The 18,299-nt window shown below is 64.5% G+C and carries 15 protein-coding genes; 10 read left to right on the top strand and 5 right to left on the bottom strand.

Going from position 1 to position 18,299, the window contains the following annotated elements; translation table 11 throughout:
- Positions 1-70: 70 nt before the first annotated feature.
- Positions 71-3,313: a transglycosylase domain-containing protein gene (locus U4Y88_RS21285; protein ID WP_321786143.1), complete on the bottom strand. Its 3,243-nt coding sequence runs from the start codon at positions 3,311-3,313 to the stop codon at positions 71-73.
- A gap of 381 nt (positions 3,314-3,694) precedes the next feature.
- On the opposite strand from U4Y88_RS21285, the gene U4Y88_RS21280 reads away from it, so the two are divergent.
- Together U4Y88_RS21280 and U4Y88_RS21275 are read left to right on the top strand one after the other, a co-directional pair.
- Complete coding sequence (locus U4Y88_RS21280) at positions 3,695-4,027, top strand: hypothetical protein (protein ID WP_224014471.1); 333 nt, start codon at positions 3,695-3,697, stop codon at positions 4,025-4,027.
- 184 nt (positions 4,028-4,211) lie between these two features.
- Positions 4,212-4,493 carry a hypothetical protein gene (locus tag U4Y88_RS21275; RefSeq protein ID WP_224014473.1) on the top strand — a complete coding sequence of 94 codons (282 nt, stop codon included), beginning with the start codon at positions 4,212-4,214 and terminating at the stop codon, positions 4,491-4,493.
- A 141-nt stretch (positions 4,494-4,634) separates the two neighbouring features.
- On the opposite strand, the gene U4Y88_RS21270 is transcribed toward U4Y88_RS21275, so the two are convergent.
- The gene (locus U4Y88_RS21270) at positions 4,635-5,354 is read right to left on the bottom strand and encodes a response regulator transcription factor (RefSeq protein WP_224014475.1); all 720 of its coding nucleotides are present in this window, start codon (positions 5,352-5,354) and stop codon (positions 4,635-4,637) included.
- On the opposite strand from U4Y88_RS21270, the gene U4Y88_RS21265 reads away from it, so the two are divergent.
- The 3 genes from U4Y88_RS21265 (at position 5,353) to U4Y88_RS21255 (ending at position 8,636) form a co-directional block, all read left to right on the top strand.
- Positions 5,353-5,529, top strand: a complete 177-nt coding sequence (locus U4Y88_RS21265; protein WP_321786141.1) for a hypothetical protein — start codon at positions 5,353-5,355, stop codon at positions 5,527-5,529. The genes U4Y88_RS21270 and U4Y88_RS21265 overlap by 2 nt on opposite strands.
- Before the next feature lie 188 nt (positions 5,530-5,717).
- The gene (locus U4Y88_RS21260; protein ID WP_321786139.1) at positions 5,718-7,019 is read left to right on the top strand and encodes an MFS transporter; all 1,302 of its coding nucleotides are present in this window, start codon (positions 5,718-5,720) and stop codon (positions 7,017-7,019) included.
- Between the two features lie 147 nt (positions 7,020-7,166).
- Complete coding sequence (locus U4Y88_RS21255; protein ID WP_321786138.1) at positions 7,167-8,636, top strand: MFS transporter; 1,470 nt, start codon at positions 7,167-7,169, stop codon at positions 8,634-8,636.
- A gap of 132 nt (positions 8,637-8,768) precedes the next feature.
- Here U4Y88_RS21255 and U4Y88_RS21250 read toward each other — a convergent pair whose 3' ends face one another.
- From U4Y88_RS21250 to U4Y88_RS21240, 3 genes are all read right to left on the bottom strand, one after another.
- A complete protein-coding gene (locus U4Y88_RS21250) occupies positions 8,769-9,038 on the bottom strand; it encodes a hypothetical protein (RefSeq protein ID WP_224014480.1) in 270 nt (89 codons plus the stop codon).
- Between the two features lie 43 nt (positions 9,039-9,081).
- The gene (locus U4Y88_RS21245) at positions 9,082-9,513 is read right to left on the bottom strand and encodes a DoxX family protein (RefSeq protein ID WP_224014481.1); all 432 of its coding nucleotides are present in this window, start codon (positions 9,511-9,513) and stop codon (positions 9,082-9,084) included.
- Between the two features lie 248 nt (positions 9,514-9,761).
- Positions 9,762-10,301, bottom strand: a complete 540-nt coding sequence (locus tag U4Y88_RS21240) for a hypothetical protein (RefSeq protein WP_321786282.1) — start codon at positions 10,299-10,301, stop codon at positions 9,762-9,764.
- Here U4Y88_RS21240 and U4Y88_RS21235 point away from each other — a divergent pair.
- The 5 genes from U4Y88_RS21235 to narI all read left to right on the top strand — a co-directional run bounded on the left by U4Y88_RS21235 (position 10,254) and on the right by narI (position 18,297).
- Complete coding sequence (locus U4Y88_RS21235) at positions 10,254-10,988, top strand: helix-turn-helix domain-containing protein (RefSeq protein WP_415774477.1); 735 nt, start codon at positions 10,254-10,256, stop codon at positions 10,986-10,988. The two genes, U4Y88_RS21240 and U4Y88_RS21235, sit on opposite strands and share 48 nt — an antisense overlap.
- Positions 10,989-11,543: 555 nt before the next feature.
- Positions 11,544-15,326 carry a nitrate reductase subunit alpha gene (locus tag U4Y88_RS21230; RefSeq protein WP_321786137.1) on the top strand — a complete coding sequence of 1,261 codons (3,783 nt, stop codon included), beginning with the start codon at positions 11,544-11,546 and terminating at the stop codon, positions 15,324-15,326.
- Positions 15,323-16,846, top strand: coding sequence for a nitrate reductase subunit beta (gene narH / locus U4Y88_RS21225; RefSeq protein ID WP_224014485.1), 1,524 nt, complete (start codon positions 15,323-15,325; stop codon positions 16,844-16,846). The genes U4Y88_RS21230 and narH overlap by 4 nt, the downstream gene beginning before the upstream one ends.
- 1 nt (position 16,847) lies before the next feature.
- Complete coding sequence (narJ, locus tag U4Y88_RS21220; protein ID WP_321786135.1) at positions 16,848-17,543, top strand: nitrate reductase molybdenum cofactor assembly chaperone; 696 nt, start codon at positions 16,848-16,850, stop codon at positions 17,541-17,543.
- 70 nt (positions 17,544-17,613) lie between these two features.
- Positions 17,614-18,297, top strand: coding sequence for a respiratory nitrate reductase subunit gamma (narI, locus tag U4Y88_RS21215; RefSeq protein ID WP_224014490.1), 684 nt, complete (start codon positions 17,614-17,616; stop codon positions 18,295-18,297).
- Positions 18,298-18,299 lie beyond the last annotated feature (2 nt).

Raw genomic sequence — 18,299 nt, 5'->3', positions numbered from 1 at the left:
ACCAAGGAAAACGCGCCCGTATGGGCGCGTTTTTTATCGAAGGGCATTCACGAAAGCACGCAGCGCGAACTCACTTCCTGGCGACCTTCGCCGCGATTGATTCGGCATCCGAATAAACGCCCGGCATCGTGCTCGTCCATCCCGGATTCGCCGCCGAATCCAGTCCCGCCTTCAACAACGACAGACTCACGTGCTGCATCGCGCCCGTTTGCGGATCGATCAGCGTCATGTCCTGCGATCCCGTCGCGGCCTTGAGCTTGCCGTCGGGTGCGTCCTGATCTTCTAGCAAGGGTTGCAGCACCGGCGCGAGCGACTTGAGCAGCTGCACCGAAAGCGCGCTCGTGAACGTATAGCGCGCCGCATACGGCTCGTGCACCCACGCAGTCATCGTGCCGTAGAAGCGATTGCCGATCACGAACACGAACGTGGCGCTGCGGTTCACCTTGCGCGACTCGATCAGCCGCGCGCCCGGCGCATAGACATTGAAGCGCTGATCGCCCGTACCGGTCTTGCCGTAGACGTCGAGCTTCTTGCCGTCCGGGAAGGTCATGCCATCGGCGAGACGCCTGGCCGTGCCGCCCTCCACCACCGACGTGAGCAGCTCGCGCACCACCTTCGAAACCTCCGGCGAAATCAGCGGCTGCGGTGGCGTGGACGTATGCACGAAGCGCGTTTCGTACGGCGTGCCGCGCGCGAAGTCGAGCGATTCGAAGCTATGCGTCGGCAGCTTCTGGCCGTCGCTCGACACGAGGCCGATCAGATACGCGAGCGCCGAAGGCCGGTCGCCCGATGCGCCGATCGCCGCGCCATACGACGGCGTGATGTTGTCGAACGGATAGCCGAGCGCGCGCCACGACTTGCCGATCGAGTCATACGCGCGCAGCTCGATCATGCGGCGGATGCGGCGGTCCTGAGTCGCGTGGTACTTCGTCTTGAACAGCCACTTGTACGTGTACAGGCGCGTGTCGCGGCTCGCCTGCTGCACCTGCGCGAGCGTCGCATCGGGATGCGAGCGACGATACAGCAGCAGCCACAATTCGAGCGGATGAATGCCCGCGATATAGCCGCGATCGTTGAGGTTGAATTTGTCGATCGCGTACTTGTCGTAGTACTTCGCGAGATCTTCGTCGTCGAGCCACTGGAACTTCGTGTTCTTCAGTTGCGCGCGCATCTGCGTGTCGAACCACGCGAGCGTGCCGTCCGGGTTCGTGCTGCGCAGCACGGTCGCGATCCGCGCCGGTCCCTTGCGCGTGTGCTGAAGCAGGATCTGCAGCGCTTCGTCGTCGCTCTTGCCTTGATAGCGCGAGTAGAAGCGCTTCATGTAGACCTGGCTTTCGCCATCGGCGAACTGCGTGAGGAAGCGGCTGCGCACCGCGGGATCCTCGAGCCACGTGGCGGGCGGCCCCGAGGTCTGGATCATCTCGTAGTGGACGATGTCGCGCATCAGCCGCACGAACACGAGATTCACGGAATGCTGGAACGCACGGTGCAAGGTGAGGATCGAGCCGTTGTCGCTCGACTCGAAGTTGTTGAAGCTCTGCGCGCCGCCGCCCGTGTAGAAGGTTTCGCCCGGATTCGCCGAGTATTTGCGCTCCACGGCCGCTTCGAGCATCGCGGGCAGCGTGCGGTCCGAGGTCTTCGACAGATAATCGAGCGCCCAGCGCGTGAGCGCATCGCTCGGGTCCGTTTGCGCGAGTTCCGCGCGCAGCGTCTTCGCGTCCTGATCGGCGTACTTCGCGTGCAGCGCGCTCACGATCTGCAGATACGTGATGATGGTGCGCAGCTTCGCCGTCGAGCCCAGATTCAGGCGCGCGCCCGAGTTGATGTCGAACGGCTGGTTCACGCTGTCGGTTTGCACGCGCACGAGATTTTCGCCGCCGCGCCGCTCGAACAGCGTGAAGCTGTAGGCGATCTTCGACGGATCGTCGGCGGGGCGCAGCATCTCGAAGCCCACGAGTCCCGCCGCGCGCGCGCCGTCCTTGGTCGCGGCGTCGGCGAGCCGGTCGCTCACGGCCTGCTGCACGCCGTCGTCGAGCGTGGCGGTCGCGGTCAGGTCGAGGCGGTCGAGATCGTAGAGCGTCTTCAGGCCGAGCGCCTGCATCAGCTGCGTACGCAGCGTGAGCACGGCCTTGCGGTCCACGTAGGACACCGCCGGGCGCGGCGCGGGCTTCGAGCGGTCGAGCGTCAGTTGCGTGGCGAGCGCGGCGTCGCGCAGTTGCGGCGAGATCACGCCGCCGTTCGCGAGCAGGCGCAGGTAGCTGTCGGTGAGCTTCGCGAGCGCGTCATGGTTCTTTTGCAGGAAATACGTGGGCGCGCGCTGCGCGATCAGCAGCGACAGCACCTGGCGGAACGCGAGCGCCTGTTCGTCGAGCGTCGCGCTCGAAATCGGCTCGCGCAGCACGCGGTTCACGTCGCGGAAATCGCGTCCGTACCAGGCCGCCAGCCCGTCGCCGATGCCGTTGACTTCGCCGATGCCCGCCTTCGCCGCGAGCGGCACCGAATTCAGATAGTGGACGAGAATCTGCTGGCGCGCGGGCATGGTCTGCGGCCCGTCGAGATACGCGCGCACCGAAGCGGACGCGATCTGGCGCAGTTTCTCGGGCGGCGTCGAAGTGCGCCCGCCGGTCGAATGGCGAAACTTCTCGATCTGCGTGGCGAGCGTGCTGCCGCCCGGCGTCTGCTGATGGCGATTGACGAGCCGCGCGCCCTGATCGACGAGCGCACGGCTAAATCGCCCCCAGTCGATAGCAGGATTGCGGTTCGGCTGATCGTAGGCGAGCAGGTATTTGTCTTCGATGAACAGGAGCGAGTCGCGCACGAGCGGCGGCACGGCGTCGAAACTTTCGTAGGCGCGCTGCGGATAACGCGTGTGGAACAGCGTCGCGCCGTTCACGTCGCGCAGCACGATGCCGGCCTGATCCTTTTCCTCATACGGCAGAAACAGACCCTGATCGGCCAGCGAAATCATGCGTTCCGAATCGCGCGCCTGAGAAGCGATCGTGAAGCCGCGCTGCGCGAGCCGGTCGGTGAACATGGGCAACTGGGCGTAGCCGAGCCGCGTGTCGTAGGGACCGTTCGTGGTGGGAAAGCGGACGCTGTGGCTCGGCCCGTTCTCGACGGTGAAACCGATGTCGCGCGTGAGTTCGGAGAGATAGCGCGCCTGCAATCGCGAGGTGTCGATCTCGATCTGCACGATTCGCGCGAGGATCACGATCGCCGCCAGCAACGCGACGATAAAACCCCATTTGATCCACCGCCAGACCGAGGCGGTGCCGGTGGCACGTACTGGAAAACGGACCGAAGGGCGGCTCATGGTTATTCTCCCTGACGTCGCGTCAGATTGCGGAGTGCACCTCTCGGGTAGTCTATCTCGCCGCGATCAAACGTGTACGCCTGTGTCGCGCATCGGGCGCGCGAGTCGTATCGCCGCAACACACGTGCCTGTTTATTACGTCGTGCGCGGGGGTTTGCGTCACGCGAATGCCATTTTTCCTTCGCTGTGTTGCCTTGCGCGCAGCGGCACGCGACGTGCTGCCGATATAATCTTCGGCTCTTTTTTGGCTGGCTGCGGCGTGCGGCCTTGCACCCATGCTCGCCGGCCTTGGTGGCAGTCACCTGGGGTATTCACCCTGGGTCATTCACTTTGCGGCGGTCCTTCGGTCAGCCCATCGCCGACATGGTTAACAGGAGCAATATGAAGCAGCTTGTCGTGCCCCTCACCCTTTCGCTCACGCTCGGCGCCTGCGCCTGGTTTCAGGGCAACCCGGATTCCGGCCAGCCCGTCATCGACTCCACGACCAACCGCTCGGTTCAGGATGTGATCTCCTGCCTGACCGTGGAAGCGACGCGGCACGGCTCCAGCTTCGGCACCTCGGCGCTTCCGCAAGGCGAAATGCTCGACTTCGGCGATTCGAACGTCATCAAGGTGCGCGCCGACAATGGCACGACCACCTATCGTTTTTACGCGGGCAAGCGCCACGCGAAGAACCTGTGGATTGAGGGCGCGAGCAAGACCTGCGCACCCTGATTCTGGAATCGCGGTCCGCGCTGCGGAACACCGAAAGCGCTTATGCACCTCGCATTAACACCTGCTTACTGGGCGTAACGCCGTGTAGTACCGCGACACAATTGGGCGGACGGTTTTAAGAATCGTTTAAGTCTTCGTCCGCATCATCGCGTCACCCAGAAAGACAACGTAGCAGGAGGTGCCCGTGTACTGGACCAGTTCGAAGACTCAAGCGGCAAGCAGCGAGCAACCGGCGAAGCCCGCGAAGCGCAATATCCTGCGCCGGTTGTTGAGCCATCACGAGCTCGCCACGCTGCTGCTGTTGCTGCATGCGCCCATCGACGCGCACGCCAAACCCGAGATCGCCATGCTCCAGGAAGCGGGCCTCGTGGAGCAGGTGCCCGGCGACGTCGCCGCGGGCGCCACGAAGATCCGCCTCACGACCGAAGGCAATGCGGTGCTGCAAGGCCTCGGCCTCGCGCGTTAAGGCGCACGCACAGTTTCGATACGCATTCCGCGCCGGTCCCGCAGCCCGGGATCGCGCAAACAAAAAAGGCGGCACGCATAACGTGCCGCCTTTTTTATTGCCCGACGCGCGCCGCTTCGGGTGGCCTAAGTCGGTAGCGGATTAAGCCGCCTCGCGTTCCATCGGCGCGGCGTCGTCCTGTAGACGCAGCAAGCGATAACCGCTCTTATAAACCGGCTGCAAGCGGTAACCGTTGTGCTGCTCGATGTCGAGCAGCACGCGCAGCCGCGAAACATGGCTGTCGATCGTGCGCGTGAGCGTCTGCAACTCGCGGCCCCAGACCATCGCGTAAATATGATCGCGCGACAGCACGCGCCCGACGTTCGCAAAGAACAGCGAAGCCAGCCGATACTGCGTGCCCGACAGCTCAACACTCTTGCCGCGCACCGTCACAGCCTGACGGCGCATGTCGAAACGATACGGGCCGGCGTCGAGCGTCACGTTGTCGAAGCGGTCGGGAAACGCGCGCCGCAGCAGCGCATTCACGCGCGCACGAAACACCGACGGACACACCGGCAGGCTCACGTAGTCGTCGGCGCCCACGGAAAAGGCGCGCAGCACGCTGTCGTCGGACGTGTCTTCCGAGGCGAACAGCACCGGGATCTGATTGCCGTTGATCGCGCGGACCGTCTTCAGCAGCTCCGTGCCCGACAGCCGCGTGCCTTGCCAGTCGAGCACCAGCATGTCGACGGTGGAAGCGGCGAGCGCCTTGGCCAGCGAAATGCCGTCGCTGAACGGCATGCACGCATGCCCACTTTGCCCGAGCACCCGCTCGATCTGTGCGCGCTGGACGGGGTCGCGCTGGAGAATCGCGATACGCATGAAGACACCTCTCTTGGACAAACAACCTGGGCGCAATTCTGTGGAGAATTGCAAAGGCCGCCCATCAGAGGAGTCCGAATTGCGCAACAACGGGCCGCAATCCTACGACGACACCACCAAACCTGACAGGAATCCTCCAGAGTCCGATGCCGGGCGCATCGTCGGCTTACTGTAAAATCGCGGATTGGTCTGCGTCGGCGCGCGCCCTACCCGGAGCCGCGCGCCGTTTCCCGTTCCTTGTGCCTATCAGGCACCCGCGATCCGCGCCCGACCGCCGCCGCCCGCCGCGCCACCCGCGCGCCTGCCGGTGAAGCCATAAGACGTGCCGTCCCACGGCCCAAAACAACTTCTCGGTTTTCGGACATGCAAGCTACGGATCTGGGCGCTCAGGCGAGCGCACCGGCGCGCGCGCTCACGCGCAGCGACTACAAAACGCTCGGCCTTGCCGCACTCGGCGGCGCGCTCGAGTTCTACGACTTCATCATCTTCGTGTTCTTCGCGCCGGCCATCGGCCAGCTGTTCTTTCCAGCGGCGATTCCCGACTGGTTGCGCCAGTTGCAAACCTTCGGCATTTTCGCGGCCGGTTATCTGGCGCGTCCGCTCGGCGGCATCGTCATGGCGCACTTCGGCGACCTGCTCGGCCGCAAGCGCATGTTCACGCTCTCCGTCCTGCTGATGGCGCTGCCGACGCTCGCGATGGGCTGCCTGCCGACCTACGCGACGATCGGCGTATTCGCCCCCGTGCTGCTGCTCGCGCTGCGCGTGCTGCAGGGCGCGGCCGTCGGCGGCGAGGTGCCGGGCGCGTGGGTCTTCGTCTCCGAGCACGTGCCGAGCCGCCATATCGGCTACGCGTGCGGCACGCTCACGGCGGGTCTGACCTTCGGCATCCTGCTCGGCTCGCTGATCGCGGCGGCGGTGAATCATCATTTCGCGCCCTCGGAAATCTCGGCGTGGGCGTGGCGCGTGCCGTTCCTGATCGGCGGCGTGTTCGGCCTGTTCTCGGTGTATCTGCGCCAGTGGCTGCACGAAACGCCCGTGTTCGCGGAGATGCAGGCGCGCAAGTCGCTCGCCGACGAAGTGCCGCTCAAGGCCGTGCTACGCGACCATGGCCGCGCCGTGATCGTCTCGATGCTGCTCACGTGGATGCTCTCGGCGGCCATCGTCGTCGTGATCCTGATGACGCCGCCGCTGCTGCAGAAGCAGTTCCATCTCGACGCCACCACCACGCTGCTCGCCAACTGCGTCGCGACGCTGTTCCTCACCGTCGGCTGCGTGAGCGCGGGCGCGCTCGCGGACCGCTTCGGCGCGCGCCGCGTACTGGCGATCGGCGGCGTGGCGCTGGCCATCGCCTACTACACGCTGTTCCGCCAGCTCGCGGTCGACAGCTCGCTGCTGATGCCGCTCTACGCGATCGCGGGCCTGCTGGTCGGCACGATCGGCGCGGTGCCGTTCGTGATGGTCAACGCGTTCCCGGCCGTGGTGCGCTTCTCGGGCATCTCGTTCTCGTACAACGTCGCCTACGCGGTGTTCGGCGGCCTCACGCCGATCGTCGTCGCGCTGCTGATGAAGTCCGAGCCGCTCGCGCCGCCGTATTACGTGGCCGCGATCTGTGTGCTGGGCGCGCTGACCACGCTGTTCTTCAAGGATCCGGTGCGCACGCGCTGATCGAACCCTGAAAAGCCGCGCCGTGGCGCCCTATCGTTCGCGATACGGCGCCATTTTCACTGGCGCCGGGCGCGGGACTGGAACATGCGCCGACGTTTCGTCTCAACCCGAAACGTCGACGCCCTCACGCGGCCTACCATGAGTCGCATGAATACCGCCCATTCCCCCTCCGCCCCGCCCGCGCGCTTCACGCCGGCGCTCGCCCGCATCGTCGCCACCGTGAGCGTGGGCTTCGTCGTGACGCAGCTCGACGTCACCATCGTCAATATCGCGCTCGCGCGCATCGCCACCGATCTGCACGCCAACATCGCGCGGCTGCAATGGATCGTCGATGCCTATACGCTCGCCTTCGCCGTGCTGATGCTGTCCGGCGGCGTGCTCGGCGACCGTTACGGCGCGCGCCGTCTGTACGCGGCCGGGCTGGTGGTGTTCGCACTCGCCTCGCTGGCCTGCGGACTCGCCGCCGATCCGGCCTTGCTGATCGCCGCGCGTGCGTTGCAAGGCGCGGGCGCCGCCGCGATGCTGCCGAACTCGCTCGCGCTGCTCAACGAGGCCTGCCGTCACGAGCGCACGCTGCGGGCGCGCGCCGTGGGTTTCTGGACCGCCGCCGGTGCGATCTCGATCGCCGCCGGGCCGGTCGCGGGCGGCCTGCTGATCGCGGCGTTCGGCTGGCGCAGCATCTTTCTCGTGAATCTGCCGCTGTGCGCCGCCGGGCTGGCCGCCACGCTGCTCTGGATTCCCGCGCCGCGGCGCGAGCCAGCGCCGGCATCCGGCACAAGCGCCGCCGCGCGCAGTCTCGATCTGCGCGGCCAGTTGCTCGCCATCGTCGCGCTCACGGCGTTCACGGGCGCGGTGATCGAATGGCGGCCGCTCGGCTTCGCGCACTGGGCCGTCTCGGGCGGGTTCGCGCTCGCGCTGATCGCGGGCGTGGCGTTCGTGATGCTCGAAGCGCGCATCGCGTCGCCGATGCTGCCGCTCGGCATGCTGCGCAACCGCAATTTCAGCGCGTCGGTGCTGTTCGGCGTCTGCGTGAACCTCACCTACTACGGCACGGTGTTCGTGCTCGCGCTGTTTCTCCAGCACGCGCGCGGCCAGACGCCGTTGCAGGCCGGACTCACGTTCATCCCGCTCACGGGCGGCTTCCTGTTCTCGAATATCGCGAGCGGCCACGTGGTCGCGCGTTTCGGCACGCGTTTGCCGATGATCGGCGGCGCGCTGGTCGCGGGGCTCGGCTACGCGCTGCTGATGCCCGTCGATGCGGGCACGCCCTTGATCGCGCTGCTGGCCGCGTTCCTGCTGATTCCGTCGGGGATGGGCCTCGCCGTCCCCGCCATGACGACAACGGTGCTCTCCTCGGTCGAACCGGCGCGCGCGGGCACGGCCTCGGCGCTGCTGAACACGGCGCGTCAGGCGGGCGGCGCGGTAGGCGTGGCGGCGTTCGGCGCGCTCACGGGCAGCGGCGCGGCGGCGCAAGTCGTGAGCGGCCTGCACGCCGACGCGGCGATTTCGGCGATCCTGCTGCTGATCGCGGCGGCGCTCGCGTGGTTCGTGCGCGCGGATGCCGCCCACGCGCCGCCCGCCGCCGAAACGGCGACGCGCATGAAGGCATCGCGCTGATCGAAAGAGAAGGACGCGCGCCGCGAAGGCAAACGCCTGGCGGCGCGGTAGCGACGAAAAAATCCCGCATGACGCACGCGTGACAAGGCGCGCTTATGCCAGCATGCGCGGACACACAAGCGCTAAGACTCGCTAGAGCGATGTCTCCTGAATCTCGCCCGTCGCGAGCGCGCGCGCGATCAGTCCCTCGCTCTGCGCCTTGCGGATCGCGTGGGCGACCAACTGCTCTGGCTCCTCGAGTTCGGCCTTGAGCGCGCCGAGCAAACCGGACGCGTCGAGGATCACGAGGGTCTTGGCCGTATCGGCGGCGCTGATCAGCACGCGGCGCGTGCCGTCCTCGGCCAGGCTCGCGCAGAATTGCCCGGTCGTGCCGCCCACGTTGAAATCGAAGTTCTGGATCAAAGCCGGCTCCTTGCGTTTCGGGGATCGGGTCGCGGCGCGGCGCTCAGCCTCGCAGGCCGCCGCGCGGCGCGCGCATTCCATCGATGGAAGCACGTCCCGCGCCCGTTACCGTGAGCAGCAAAAATCCGCCGGCAATGGCGACGTTCTTCCAGAAGTGCACGGCCGCTTCCTGCTGCTGCGCGGCATTGGTGAAGTTCCAGAAGTCATGCCCGAGCACGGCCGTGACGATAGCGTACACGGCCAGCAAGAACGCGATGGCACGCATGCGCACGCCGAAGATCAGTGCGAGCGAGCCGAGCAGTTCGACCGCGATCACCACGGGCGCGGCGACCTGCACATACGGCACGCCGCGCGAATGCAGGTAGCCGACAAAGCCCGCATAACCCAGCAGTTTCATGGCGCCGCCCCACAAAAACAGGATCGCGAGCAGGATGCGGGCGATGAAAATGATCAGGGAATCAGCGGGTCGTGTCATGGAAGGCTCCGTTTCGCAATATGGCAGTGACACCTGTCCTGTCATACAGTTCCCCGCATACGGGACAGACCCGATACGGCCGGAGCGCGGCAGCGCGCGAATTAATTCGGACTGCCACTCAAATGGCGTGGACTGAAGAATATGCGTGCGGGCGATGCCATGCGTGTATACCCGCAATTTTCGCAAGCGCCCGCAATCCGCTGAAGAATGCGCGAGCGTTGCGCCATCATGCGGGTACGCTGGCACACTCAATGCTTATGACGGATGCCGTGTCCTCGATGCGCGTCGAGCCAGCGCGTGACACGCGCCTCGAATCCGCCGCGATGATGGCGCGACGCGGCCCACATGGCGGCGCAAATGAGCACCATCACGGCCGGACCCAGCAGATAAGCGACAACCGTTTCCCTCATGGCCTTCTCCCGCCATGCCGCCAGCACGAAAGTGAAATTGCATTCTAGGCGATCGAACGCACAGCGATAAGTGGCTTGTGCGCACACCGGACGCGTCGATACACGCGGGATTCCCATGATGCCCGCATCGCCGCCCCGACAAAAAAAGAATCGCACGCAGGCGGCACGTTCATTACGTCTGAGGTAATCGCGCCACGCCGTGATTTCGCTAGAATCGGCGCCATGAACACGCCCGCGCCCCGGTTCACGTCTCAACTCGCCATGCCGGCTTCCAGCGACCTGCGCCGCGGCGTCGGCGAACTGTTGCGCGAATGGCGGCAGCGCCGGCGCATGAGTCAGTTGCTGCTCGCGACCGAAGCGGAGATTTCCACGCGCCATCTGAGTTTCGTGGAATCGGGACGCGCCCTGCCGAGCCGCGAAATGGTGATGCATCTCGCCGAGCGTCTCGACGTGCCGCTACGCGAGCGCAACGCGCTGCTCGTTGCGGCCGGCTACGCGCCGCTCTATCGCGAACGCGCGCTCGACGATCCGCAACTGGCCGCCGCGCGCGAAGCGGTCGAACTCGTGCTGCGCGCGCACGCGCCTTATCCCGCTCTCGCGGTCGATCGACACTGGAACATCGTGGCCGCCAACGATGCGCTCGCGCCGCTCGTCGGCAACGCTTCGTCCGCGCTGCTGGCCGCGCCCGTGAATGCGCTGCGCCTCTCGCTGCATCCCGACGGCATCGCGCCGCGCATTCTCAACTGGCACGCGTGGCGCGCGCATCTGCTCGCGCGCCTGCAACGGCAGATCGACGCGAGCGCGGACCCGGCGCTCGGCGCGCTGCACGACGAACTCGCCGCATATCCCGCGCCGCCGCAAGCGGGTCACGCGGCGGTCGAACCGATCCAGCATCACATCGCGGTGCCCTTGCACGTACGCACCGCGCTCGGCGACCTCGCGTTCTACAGCACTACGACCGTGTTCGGCACGCCCGTCGATATCACGCTCTCCGAGCTGGCGATTGAAGCGTTTTTCCCCGCCGATGAATCCACGGCCCGGGCATTGCAGGCGCAGCGCAATTAAATGCCAATTAGCGCATCACGCGATTGCAATTGACACATTTTCGGCGCCGGTTCACCCTGGAAATCGCGCCTCAATTGCCTTGATCAGATCCACGCCCGCCAATCCCTTTCTTTCGCCGATGTAAATCCCGCGCGACGCTACGCCGCGCATCCGTTGCAAAACCCGCACCGAAGCTTTAGACCATTTCAGCGCGATTCGGGCCAATATTAAAAACGCCTTTCATACACTGACCGCGCCGAAATACCCCGTAAACAAAGGATATTTCGACAACGGAACGTATTCATTTCAGATAAAAAATTCAAACATTTCCATTCGATACGATATTCCCACAAAAATATAACGAAACGATACATAACGTCTTCGAGGACAAACTGCATACACACAAATAACGCCTCATGCACAATGCCTCCACGCACTTCTTTTGATTTATATCTCGTTACCTTCTCGACGTCCGCAATCGGCAAGAAGCGTCAATTAACATTTGATGCATTAGCTTTACTTGTTAAGCCGCATATTCTTAAATAAGCCTGTCCCCACGGGTTGTCTGGAGGTGTCATGAGCCATTTTCTGGATCGTCTGCGTTATTTCACGACCGCGAGACCACAGTTCGCAGACGGACACGGCGCCGTCACAGACGAAGACCGAAAGTGGGAAGACGCCTATCGCACGCGCTGGGCGCACGACAAGATCGTGCGCTCCACGCACGGCGTGAACTGCACCGGCTCGTGCTCGTGGAAAATCTATGTGAAAGGCGGCATCGTCGCGTGGGAAACGCAGCAGACCGACTATCCGCGCACGCGCCCCGACATGCCCAATCACGAACCGCGCGGCTGCTCGCGCGGCGCGTCGTACTCGTGGTACCTCTACAGCGCAAACCGTCTCAAGTACCCGCTCGTGCGCAGCGCGCTCGTCAAGCTGTGGCGCGAGAAACGCCGCACGCTCGGTCCGGTGGACGCCTGGGCCGCCATCGTCGACGACGAAGCCGCGCGCAAAAGTTATCAATCGCGTCGCGGACTCGGCGGTTTCGTGCGCGCCGACTGGGCCGAGGTCACGGAGATCGTGGCCGCCGCGAACGTGCACACGGTCAAGCGCCACGGCCCCGACCGCGTGATCGGCTTCTCGCCGATTCCCGCCATGTCGATGGTCTCGTATGCGGCGGGCTCGCGTTATCTCTCGCTGATCGGCGGCGTGTGCCTCTCGTTCTACGACTGGTATTGCGACCTGCCGCCCGCCTCGCCGCAAACTTGGGGCGAGCAGACCGACGTGCCCGAATCGGCGGACTGGTACAACTCCACCTTCATCATGATGTGGGGGTCGAACGTGCCGCAAACGCGCACGCCCGACGCGCACTTCATGGTCGAAGCGCGTTATCGCGGCGCGAAGATCGTGTCGATCTTTCCCGATTACGCGGAAGGCGCGAAGTTTGGCGACATCTGGCTGCATCCGAAGCAAGGCACCGACGCGGCGCTCGCGCTCGCGATGGGCCACGTGATCCTCAAGGAATATCACCTCGCGGGCAAGAGCGCGTATTTCGCCGATTACTGCCGCCGCTTCACCGACATGTCGTGCCTCGTCACGCTCGTCGAGCGCGACGGCCAGTACGTGCCCGACCGCTATCTGCGCACCTCCGACTTCGCCGACTCGCTCGGCCAGTCCAACAATCCCGACTGGAAAACCGTGGTGATCGATTCCGCGAACGGCGCGTTCGCCGTGCCGGCCGGATCGGCGGGCTTCCACTGGGGCCAGCAGGTGGGCGGCGATCTCGGCAAATGGAATCTGCGCGAGGAAAACGCCCAGGGCGAACCGCTCACGCCCGCGCTCTCGCTCGTCGCGGGTCACGACGACGTGGTGGACGTCGCGTTCCCCTACTTCGGCAACGTCGCGCACGCGCACTTTGCCCACACCGAGCACCAGTCGATCCTCTCGCGCCGCATCGGCGTGCGCCGCGTGGCCACGCGCGAAGGCGAGCGGATCGTGGCGACCGTCTACGACCTGTTCGTGGCGAACTACGGGCTCGATCAGGGCCTCGGCGGCAAGGACGTCGCGCACAGTTACGACGACGACGTGCCCTACACGCCCGCGTGGCAGGAAGCGATCACCGGCGTGAAGCGCGCGGACGTGATCAACGTCGCGCGCCAGTTCGCCGAGAACGCCGACAAGACCGAGGGCAAGTCGATGGTCATCATCGGCGCGGGCATCAATCACTGGTTCCATATGGACATGGCGTACCGCGGCATCATCAACATGCTGGTGATGTGCGGCTGCGTGGGCCAGTCGGGCGGCGGCTGGTCGCATTACGTGGGCCAGGAAAAGCTGCGTCCACAAACGGGCTGGACCGCGCTCGCGTTCGCACTCGACTGGAGCCGTCCGCCGCGCCAGATGAACGCGACCTCGTTCTTCTATGCGCACACCGACCAGTGGCGCTACGACCCGATGAACCCGACCGACCTGCTCTCGCCGCTCGCGGATAAATCGGCGTTTCACGGCGCGCCGATCGACTACAACGTGCGCGCGGAACGCATGGGCTGGCTGCCTTCCGCGCCGCAACTGAAGCGCAATCCGCTCGATCTCGGACGCACGATCGGCGACGCGGCGCAAGCGGGCGCGAGCGTCGCTGCGAGCCTCAAGGACGGCAGCCTCAAGCTCGCCTGCGAAGATCCCGACGCTCCGGACGCGTTCCCGCGCAATATGTTCGTGTGGCGCTCGAATCTGCTCGGCTCGTCGGGCAAGGGCCACGAGTATTTCCTCAAGCATCTGCTCGGCACGACCAACGGCGTGCAGGGCGAGGAAATGTCGAAGCAAGGCGCGCCGCATCCCGAGGAAATCGTCTGGCACGACGAAGCGCCGCGCGGCAAGCTCGATCTGCTCTGCACGCTCGACTTCCGCATGTCCACGACCTGCATGTATTCGGACATCGTGCTGCCCACGGCCACGTGGTACGAGAAAGACGACATGAACACCTCGGACATGCATCCGTTCATTCATCCGCTCTCGGCCGCCGTCGATCCTTCGTGGCAGGCGAAAAGCGACTGGGAAATCTTCAAGAGCATCGCGAAGCGCTTTTCGGAATTGAGCGTCGGGCATCTGGGCGTGGAGCGCGACGTGGTGCTCTCGCCCATCGCGCACGACGGTCCGGGCGAACTCGCGCAGCCGTTCGGCGTGGCCGACTGGAAGCGCGGCGAATGCGAGCCCGTGCCGGGCAAGACCATGCCGACCGTGGCCGTGGTCGAGCGCAACTATCCCGAGACGTATCACCGCTTCACCTCGCTCGGCCCGCTCATGGACAAGCTCGGCAACGGCGGCAAGGGCATCAGCTGGAACACGCAGGACGAAGTGAACCAGCTCGGCGATCTCAACTATCGTTACGCGAACGAGCCCGCATTCGGCGACGCCGCCGGCCGCCCGCGCATCGAATCCGCGATCGACGCCGCCGAAACCATTCTCTCGCTCGCGCCCGAAACCAACGGCGAAGTCTCGGTGAAAGCGTGGGAGGCGCTCAGCAAGATCACCGGCATTCAGCACGCGCATCTGGCCGAAGCGCGCGCCGACGAAAAGATCCGCTTCCGCGATATCCAGGCGCAGCCGCGCAAGATCATTTCTTCGCCCACCTGGAGCGGCATCGAATCGGAACATGTGTCGTACAACGCCGGTTATACGAACGTGCACGAGTTGATTCCCTGGCGCACGCTCAGCGGCAGACAGCAGCTTTATCAGGACCACGAATGGATGCGCGCATTCGGCGAGGCGCTGTGCGTTTATAAGCCGCCCATCGACACGGGCAGTTACGAACACATGGTCGGTTCGCGTTCGAACGGCAATCCCGAGATCGCGCTGAACTTCATCACGCCGCATCAGAAGTGGGGGATTCACAGCACCTACACCGACAATCTGCTGATGCTCACGCTCTCGCGCGGCGGTCCGATCGTGTGGATTTCCGAGCAGGACGCGCAACAGATCGGCGTGGTCGATAACGACTGGATCGAGTGCTACAACTCGAACGGCGCCTTGTGTGCGCGCGCCGTGGTGAGCCAGCGCATTCCGCGCGGCATGGTGATGATGTATCACGCGCAGGAAAAGATCGTGAATACGCCGGGCTCGGAAATCACCGGCACGCGCGGCGGCATTCACAACTCGGTCACGCGCATTTCGCTCAAGCCCACCCACATGATCGGCGGCTACGCGCAACTGGCTTACGGCTTCAATTACTACGGCACGGTCGGGTCGAATCGCGACGAGTTTCTCATCGTCCGCAAGATGAAGAACGTCGACTGGCTCGATGGCGAAGAAACGCCCGTGGGCGCCTTGCCGCCCGTCGTTCGCGAAGGAGAAACGTCATGAAGGTGCGCGCGCAGATCGCCATGGTGCTGAACCTCGATAAATGCATCGGCTGCCATACGTGTTCGGTCACCTGCAAGAACGTCTGGACGAGCCGCGAAGGCATGGAATACGCGTGGTTCAACAACGTCGAAACGAAGCCGGGCATCGGCTATCCGAAGGATTGGGAAAATCAGGAGCGCTGGCGCGGCGGCTGGGTGCGTAAAGCGGACGGCAAGATCGAGCCGCGTCTGGGCAACAAGTGGCGCTTGCTCGCGCAGATTTTCGCGAATCCGCATCTGCCCGAAATCGACGACTACTACGAGCCGTTCACGTTCGATTACGCGCATTTGCAGGAAGCGGGCAATACGAAGGCCACGCCGGTCGCGCGGCCGCGTTCGCTGGTGAGCGGCGAGCGCATGGAGAAAATCGAATGGGGGCCGAACTGGGAAGAAATTCTCGGCGGCGAATTCGAAAAGCGCTCGAAGGATTACAACTTCGAGAACGTGCAGAAAGAGATTTACGGCCAGTTCGAAAATACGTTCATGATGTATTTGCCGCGCCTGTGCGAGCACTGCCTGAATCCGGCGTGCGTGGCGGCCTGTCCTTCGGGTTCGATCTACAAGCGCGAGGAAGACGGCATCGTGCTGATCGATCAGGACAAGTGCCGTGGCTGGCGCATGTGCGTATCCGGCTGCCCGTACAAGAAGATTTACTACAACTGGCAAAGCGGCAAGGCGGAGAAGTGCATCTTCTGCTATCCGCGTATCGAGGCGGGCCAGCCGACCGTGTGCTCAGAAACCTGCGTGGGCCGCATCCGCTATCTCGGCGTGATGCTCTACGACGCGGACCGCATTCAGCAAGCCGCAAGCGTCGCCAATGAAAAGGATCTGTATCAGGCGCAGCTCGACGTGTTTCTCGATCCGTTCGATCCGGCAGTGATCGCGCAAGCCGAACGCGACGGCGTGCCCGCCTCGTGGATCGACGGCGCGCAACGCTCGCCGGTCTACAAGATGGCGATCGACTGGCGCATTGCATTTCCGCTGCATCCCGAGTTCCGTACGCTGCCGATGGTCTGGTACGTGCCGCCGCTTTCGCCGATCAACGCAGCCGCCAATAGCGGCGATCTCGGCATGAACGGCTGGCTGCCCGACGTGCATTCGCTGCGCATTCCGCTGCGGTATCTGGCGAACCTGCTCACGGCCGGCGACGAACAGCCCGTACAGGTCGCGCTCGAACGTCTGCTCGCGATGCGCGCGTTCATGCGCGCGCGTCACGTCGATCGCGTCGACGCGACGCAAGTGCTCACGCAAGCGGGGCTCTCGCTGCATCAGGTGGAGGAGATGTATCGCTATCTGGCGATTGCGAATTACGAGGACCGTTTCGTGATTCCCACGACGCACCGCGAATACGCGGAAAACGCCTTCGATCTGCATTCGTCGTGCGGCTTCACGTTCGGCAACGGCTGTTCCGATGGACGCAGCGAGGCGAGCCTCTTCGCGCCGAAATCCGGCCATCGCAACATTCCGATTCAGGAGATCTGAGATGTTCGCGCCCCGCCCCAACGGTCTCACGTTCCGGCTGCTCGCCGCGTGTCTCGACTATCCCGACGACACGCTGATTCAATCGCTCGACGAAGCGCGCGCGTATCTGCAAAACGAACGCGCGCTGCGCGGCGAAACGCGCGAACGTCTGCTGCGCTTTTTCGATTATCTCGGCTCGCGCGATCTGCTTTCGCTGCAAGAGAACTACGTGGCGCTATTCGATCGCGGCCGCGCGACCTCGCTGCATCTGTTCGAGCACGTGCACGGCGAATCGCGCGACCGCGGCCAGGCGATGATCGATCTGAAACAGACCTACGAGCGCCACGGCCTGCTGCTCGGCCCCGAGCAATTGCCCGATTATCTGCCGGTGTTCCTCGAATATCTGTCGCTGCTCGAAGCGAACGAAGCGCGCTCGCTGCTCGGCGAAACCACGGCCATCGTGCAATCGATCACGGCTGAGCTGAGCCGCCGCAACAGCCACTACGCGTATGTGATGGGCGCGGTGCTCGCGCTCGCGGGCGACAGCGGCGCCGCCCAGCCCGACGAAGCCCACGACGACGACGCCAACGCGCCGCACGACCGCGAAGGTTTGAGCGCGCTCGACGCAGCATGGAGCGAGGAGCCGGTGCGCTTCATGGGCAACGCGCAGCCCGCCGTCGCGCCGGTGCAATTCCACGCGCGGCGTCCGCCGCGCTGAAGCGCACGCCGTCACCGCCATAGAAGCACGCAACAGCAGCACGACACGTCACACCTGGAAAGGATCAGTCATGGGCCACTATTTCCATCAGTTCCTGTTCGGCATCTATCCGTACATCTGCCTCGCGGTGCTGCTGTTCGGCTCGCTCGTGCGCTTCGACCGCGAGCAGTACACGTGGAAAAGCGACTCGTCGCAACTGCTGCGGCGCGGCACGCTGCGCCTCGGCAGCAACCTGTTTCACTGGGGCATTCTCGTCGTGGTGGCCGGGCATTTCGCGGGCTTTCTCGCGCCGCACTGGCTGGTCGCGCCGTTCATTTCCGCGTCGATGCACCAGTTGCTCGCGATGGTCGCGGGCGGCATCGCGGGCGCGTTCGCGATCGTCGGGCTCACGCTGCTGATCGCGCGGCGACTGGGCGACACGCGCATCCGCCGCAACAGCAAGGTGTGGGACATCGTCATCGTGCTGATGTTGTGGGTGCAGCTCGCGCTCGGGCTCATGACCGTCGTGCTGTCCTCGCATCACATGGACGGCGCGATGTTCGAACAGCTCACCGATTACGTGAAGGGCGTGGTGACGTTCCAGGGCAATCTCGCGGCGCTGCTCGACGGCGTGCCGCTCGTCTATCAGATGCATATCGCGCTCGGCTTCACGATCTTCCTCGTTTCGCCGTTCACGCGCATGGTGCATATCTGGAGCGGGCTCGCGTCGGTGGCGTATCTGCTGCGTCCGTATCAACTCGTGCGCAAGCGCTAACG

Origin of the sequence: Paraburkholderia sp. J94, assembly GCF_905220285.1 — a bacterium.
Classification (GTDB): Bacteria; Pseudomonadota; Gammaproteobacteria; order Burkholderiales; family Burkholderiaceae; genus Paraburkholderia; species Paraburkholderia tropica_A.
Note: the sequence above shows the minus strand (reverse complement) of the source record. Positions and strands in the feature narration are given on the sequence as shown.

Coding starts and splice junctions, on each gene's coding strand:
- U4Y88_RS21285 (WP_321786143.1), bottom strand. CDS start 3,313: ATGAGCCGCCCTTCGGTCCGTTTTCCAGTACGTGCCACCGGCACCGCC.
- U4Y88_RS21280 (WP_224014471.1), top strand. CDS start 3,695: ATGAAGCAGCTTGTCGTGCCCCTCACCCTTTCGCTCACGCTCGGCGCC.
- U4Y88_RS21265 (WP_321786141.1), top strand. CDS start 5,353: ATGAAGACACCTCTCTTGGACAAACAACCTGGGCGCAATTCTGTGGAG.
- U4Y88_RS21270 (WP_224014475.1), bottom strand. CDS start 5,354: ATGCGTATCGCGATTCTCCAGCGCGACCCCGTCCAGCGCGCACAGATC.
- U4Y88_RS21260 (WP_321786139.1), top strand. CDS start 5,718: ATGCAAGCTACGGATCTGGGCGCTCAGGCGAGCGCACCGGCGCGCGCG.
- U4Y88_RS21255 (WP_321786138.1), top strand. CDS start 7,167: ATGAATACCGCCCATTCCCCCTCCGCCCCGCCCGCGCGCTTCACGCCG.
- U4Y88_RS21245 (WP_224014481.1), bottom strand. CDS start 9,513: ATGACACGACCCGCTGATTCCCTGATCATTTTCATCGCCCGCATCCTG.
- U4Y88_RS21235 (WP_415774477.1), top strand. CDS start 10,254: ATGAGTCAGTTGCTGCTCGCGACCGAAGCGGAGATTTCCACGCGCCAT.
- U4Y88_RS21240 (WP_321786282.1), bottom strand. CDS start 10,301: ATGGCGCGTGGAAATCTCCGCTTCGGTCGCGAGCAGCAACTGACTCAT.
- U4Y88_RS21230 (WP_321786137.1), top strand. CDS start 11,544: ATGAGCCATTTTCTGGATCGTCTGCGTTATTTCACGACCGCGAGACCA.
- narH (WP_224014485.1), top strand. CDS start 15,323: ATGAAGGTGCGCGCGCAGATCGCCATGGTGCTGAACCTCGATAAATGC.
- narJ (WP_321786135.1), top strand. CDS start 16,848: ATGTTCGCGCCCCGCCCCAACGGTCTCACGTTCCGGCTGCTCGCCGCG.
- narI (WP_224014490.1), top strand. CDS start 17,614: ATGGGCCACTATTTCCATCAGTTCCTGTTCGGCATCTATCCGTACATC.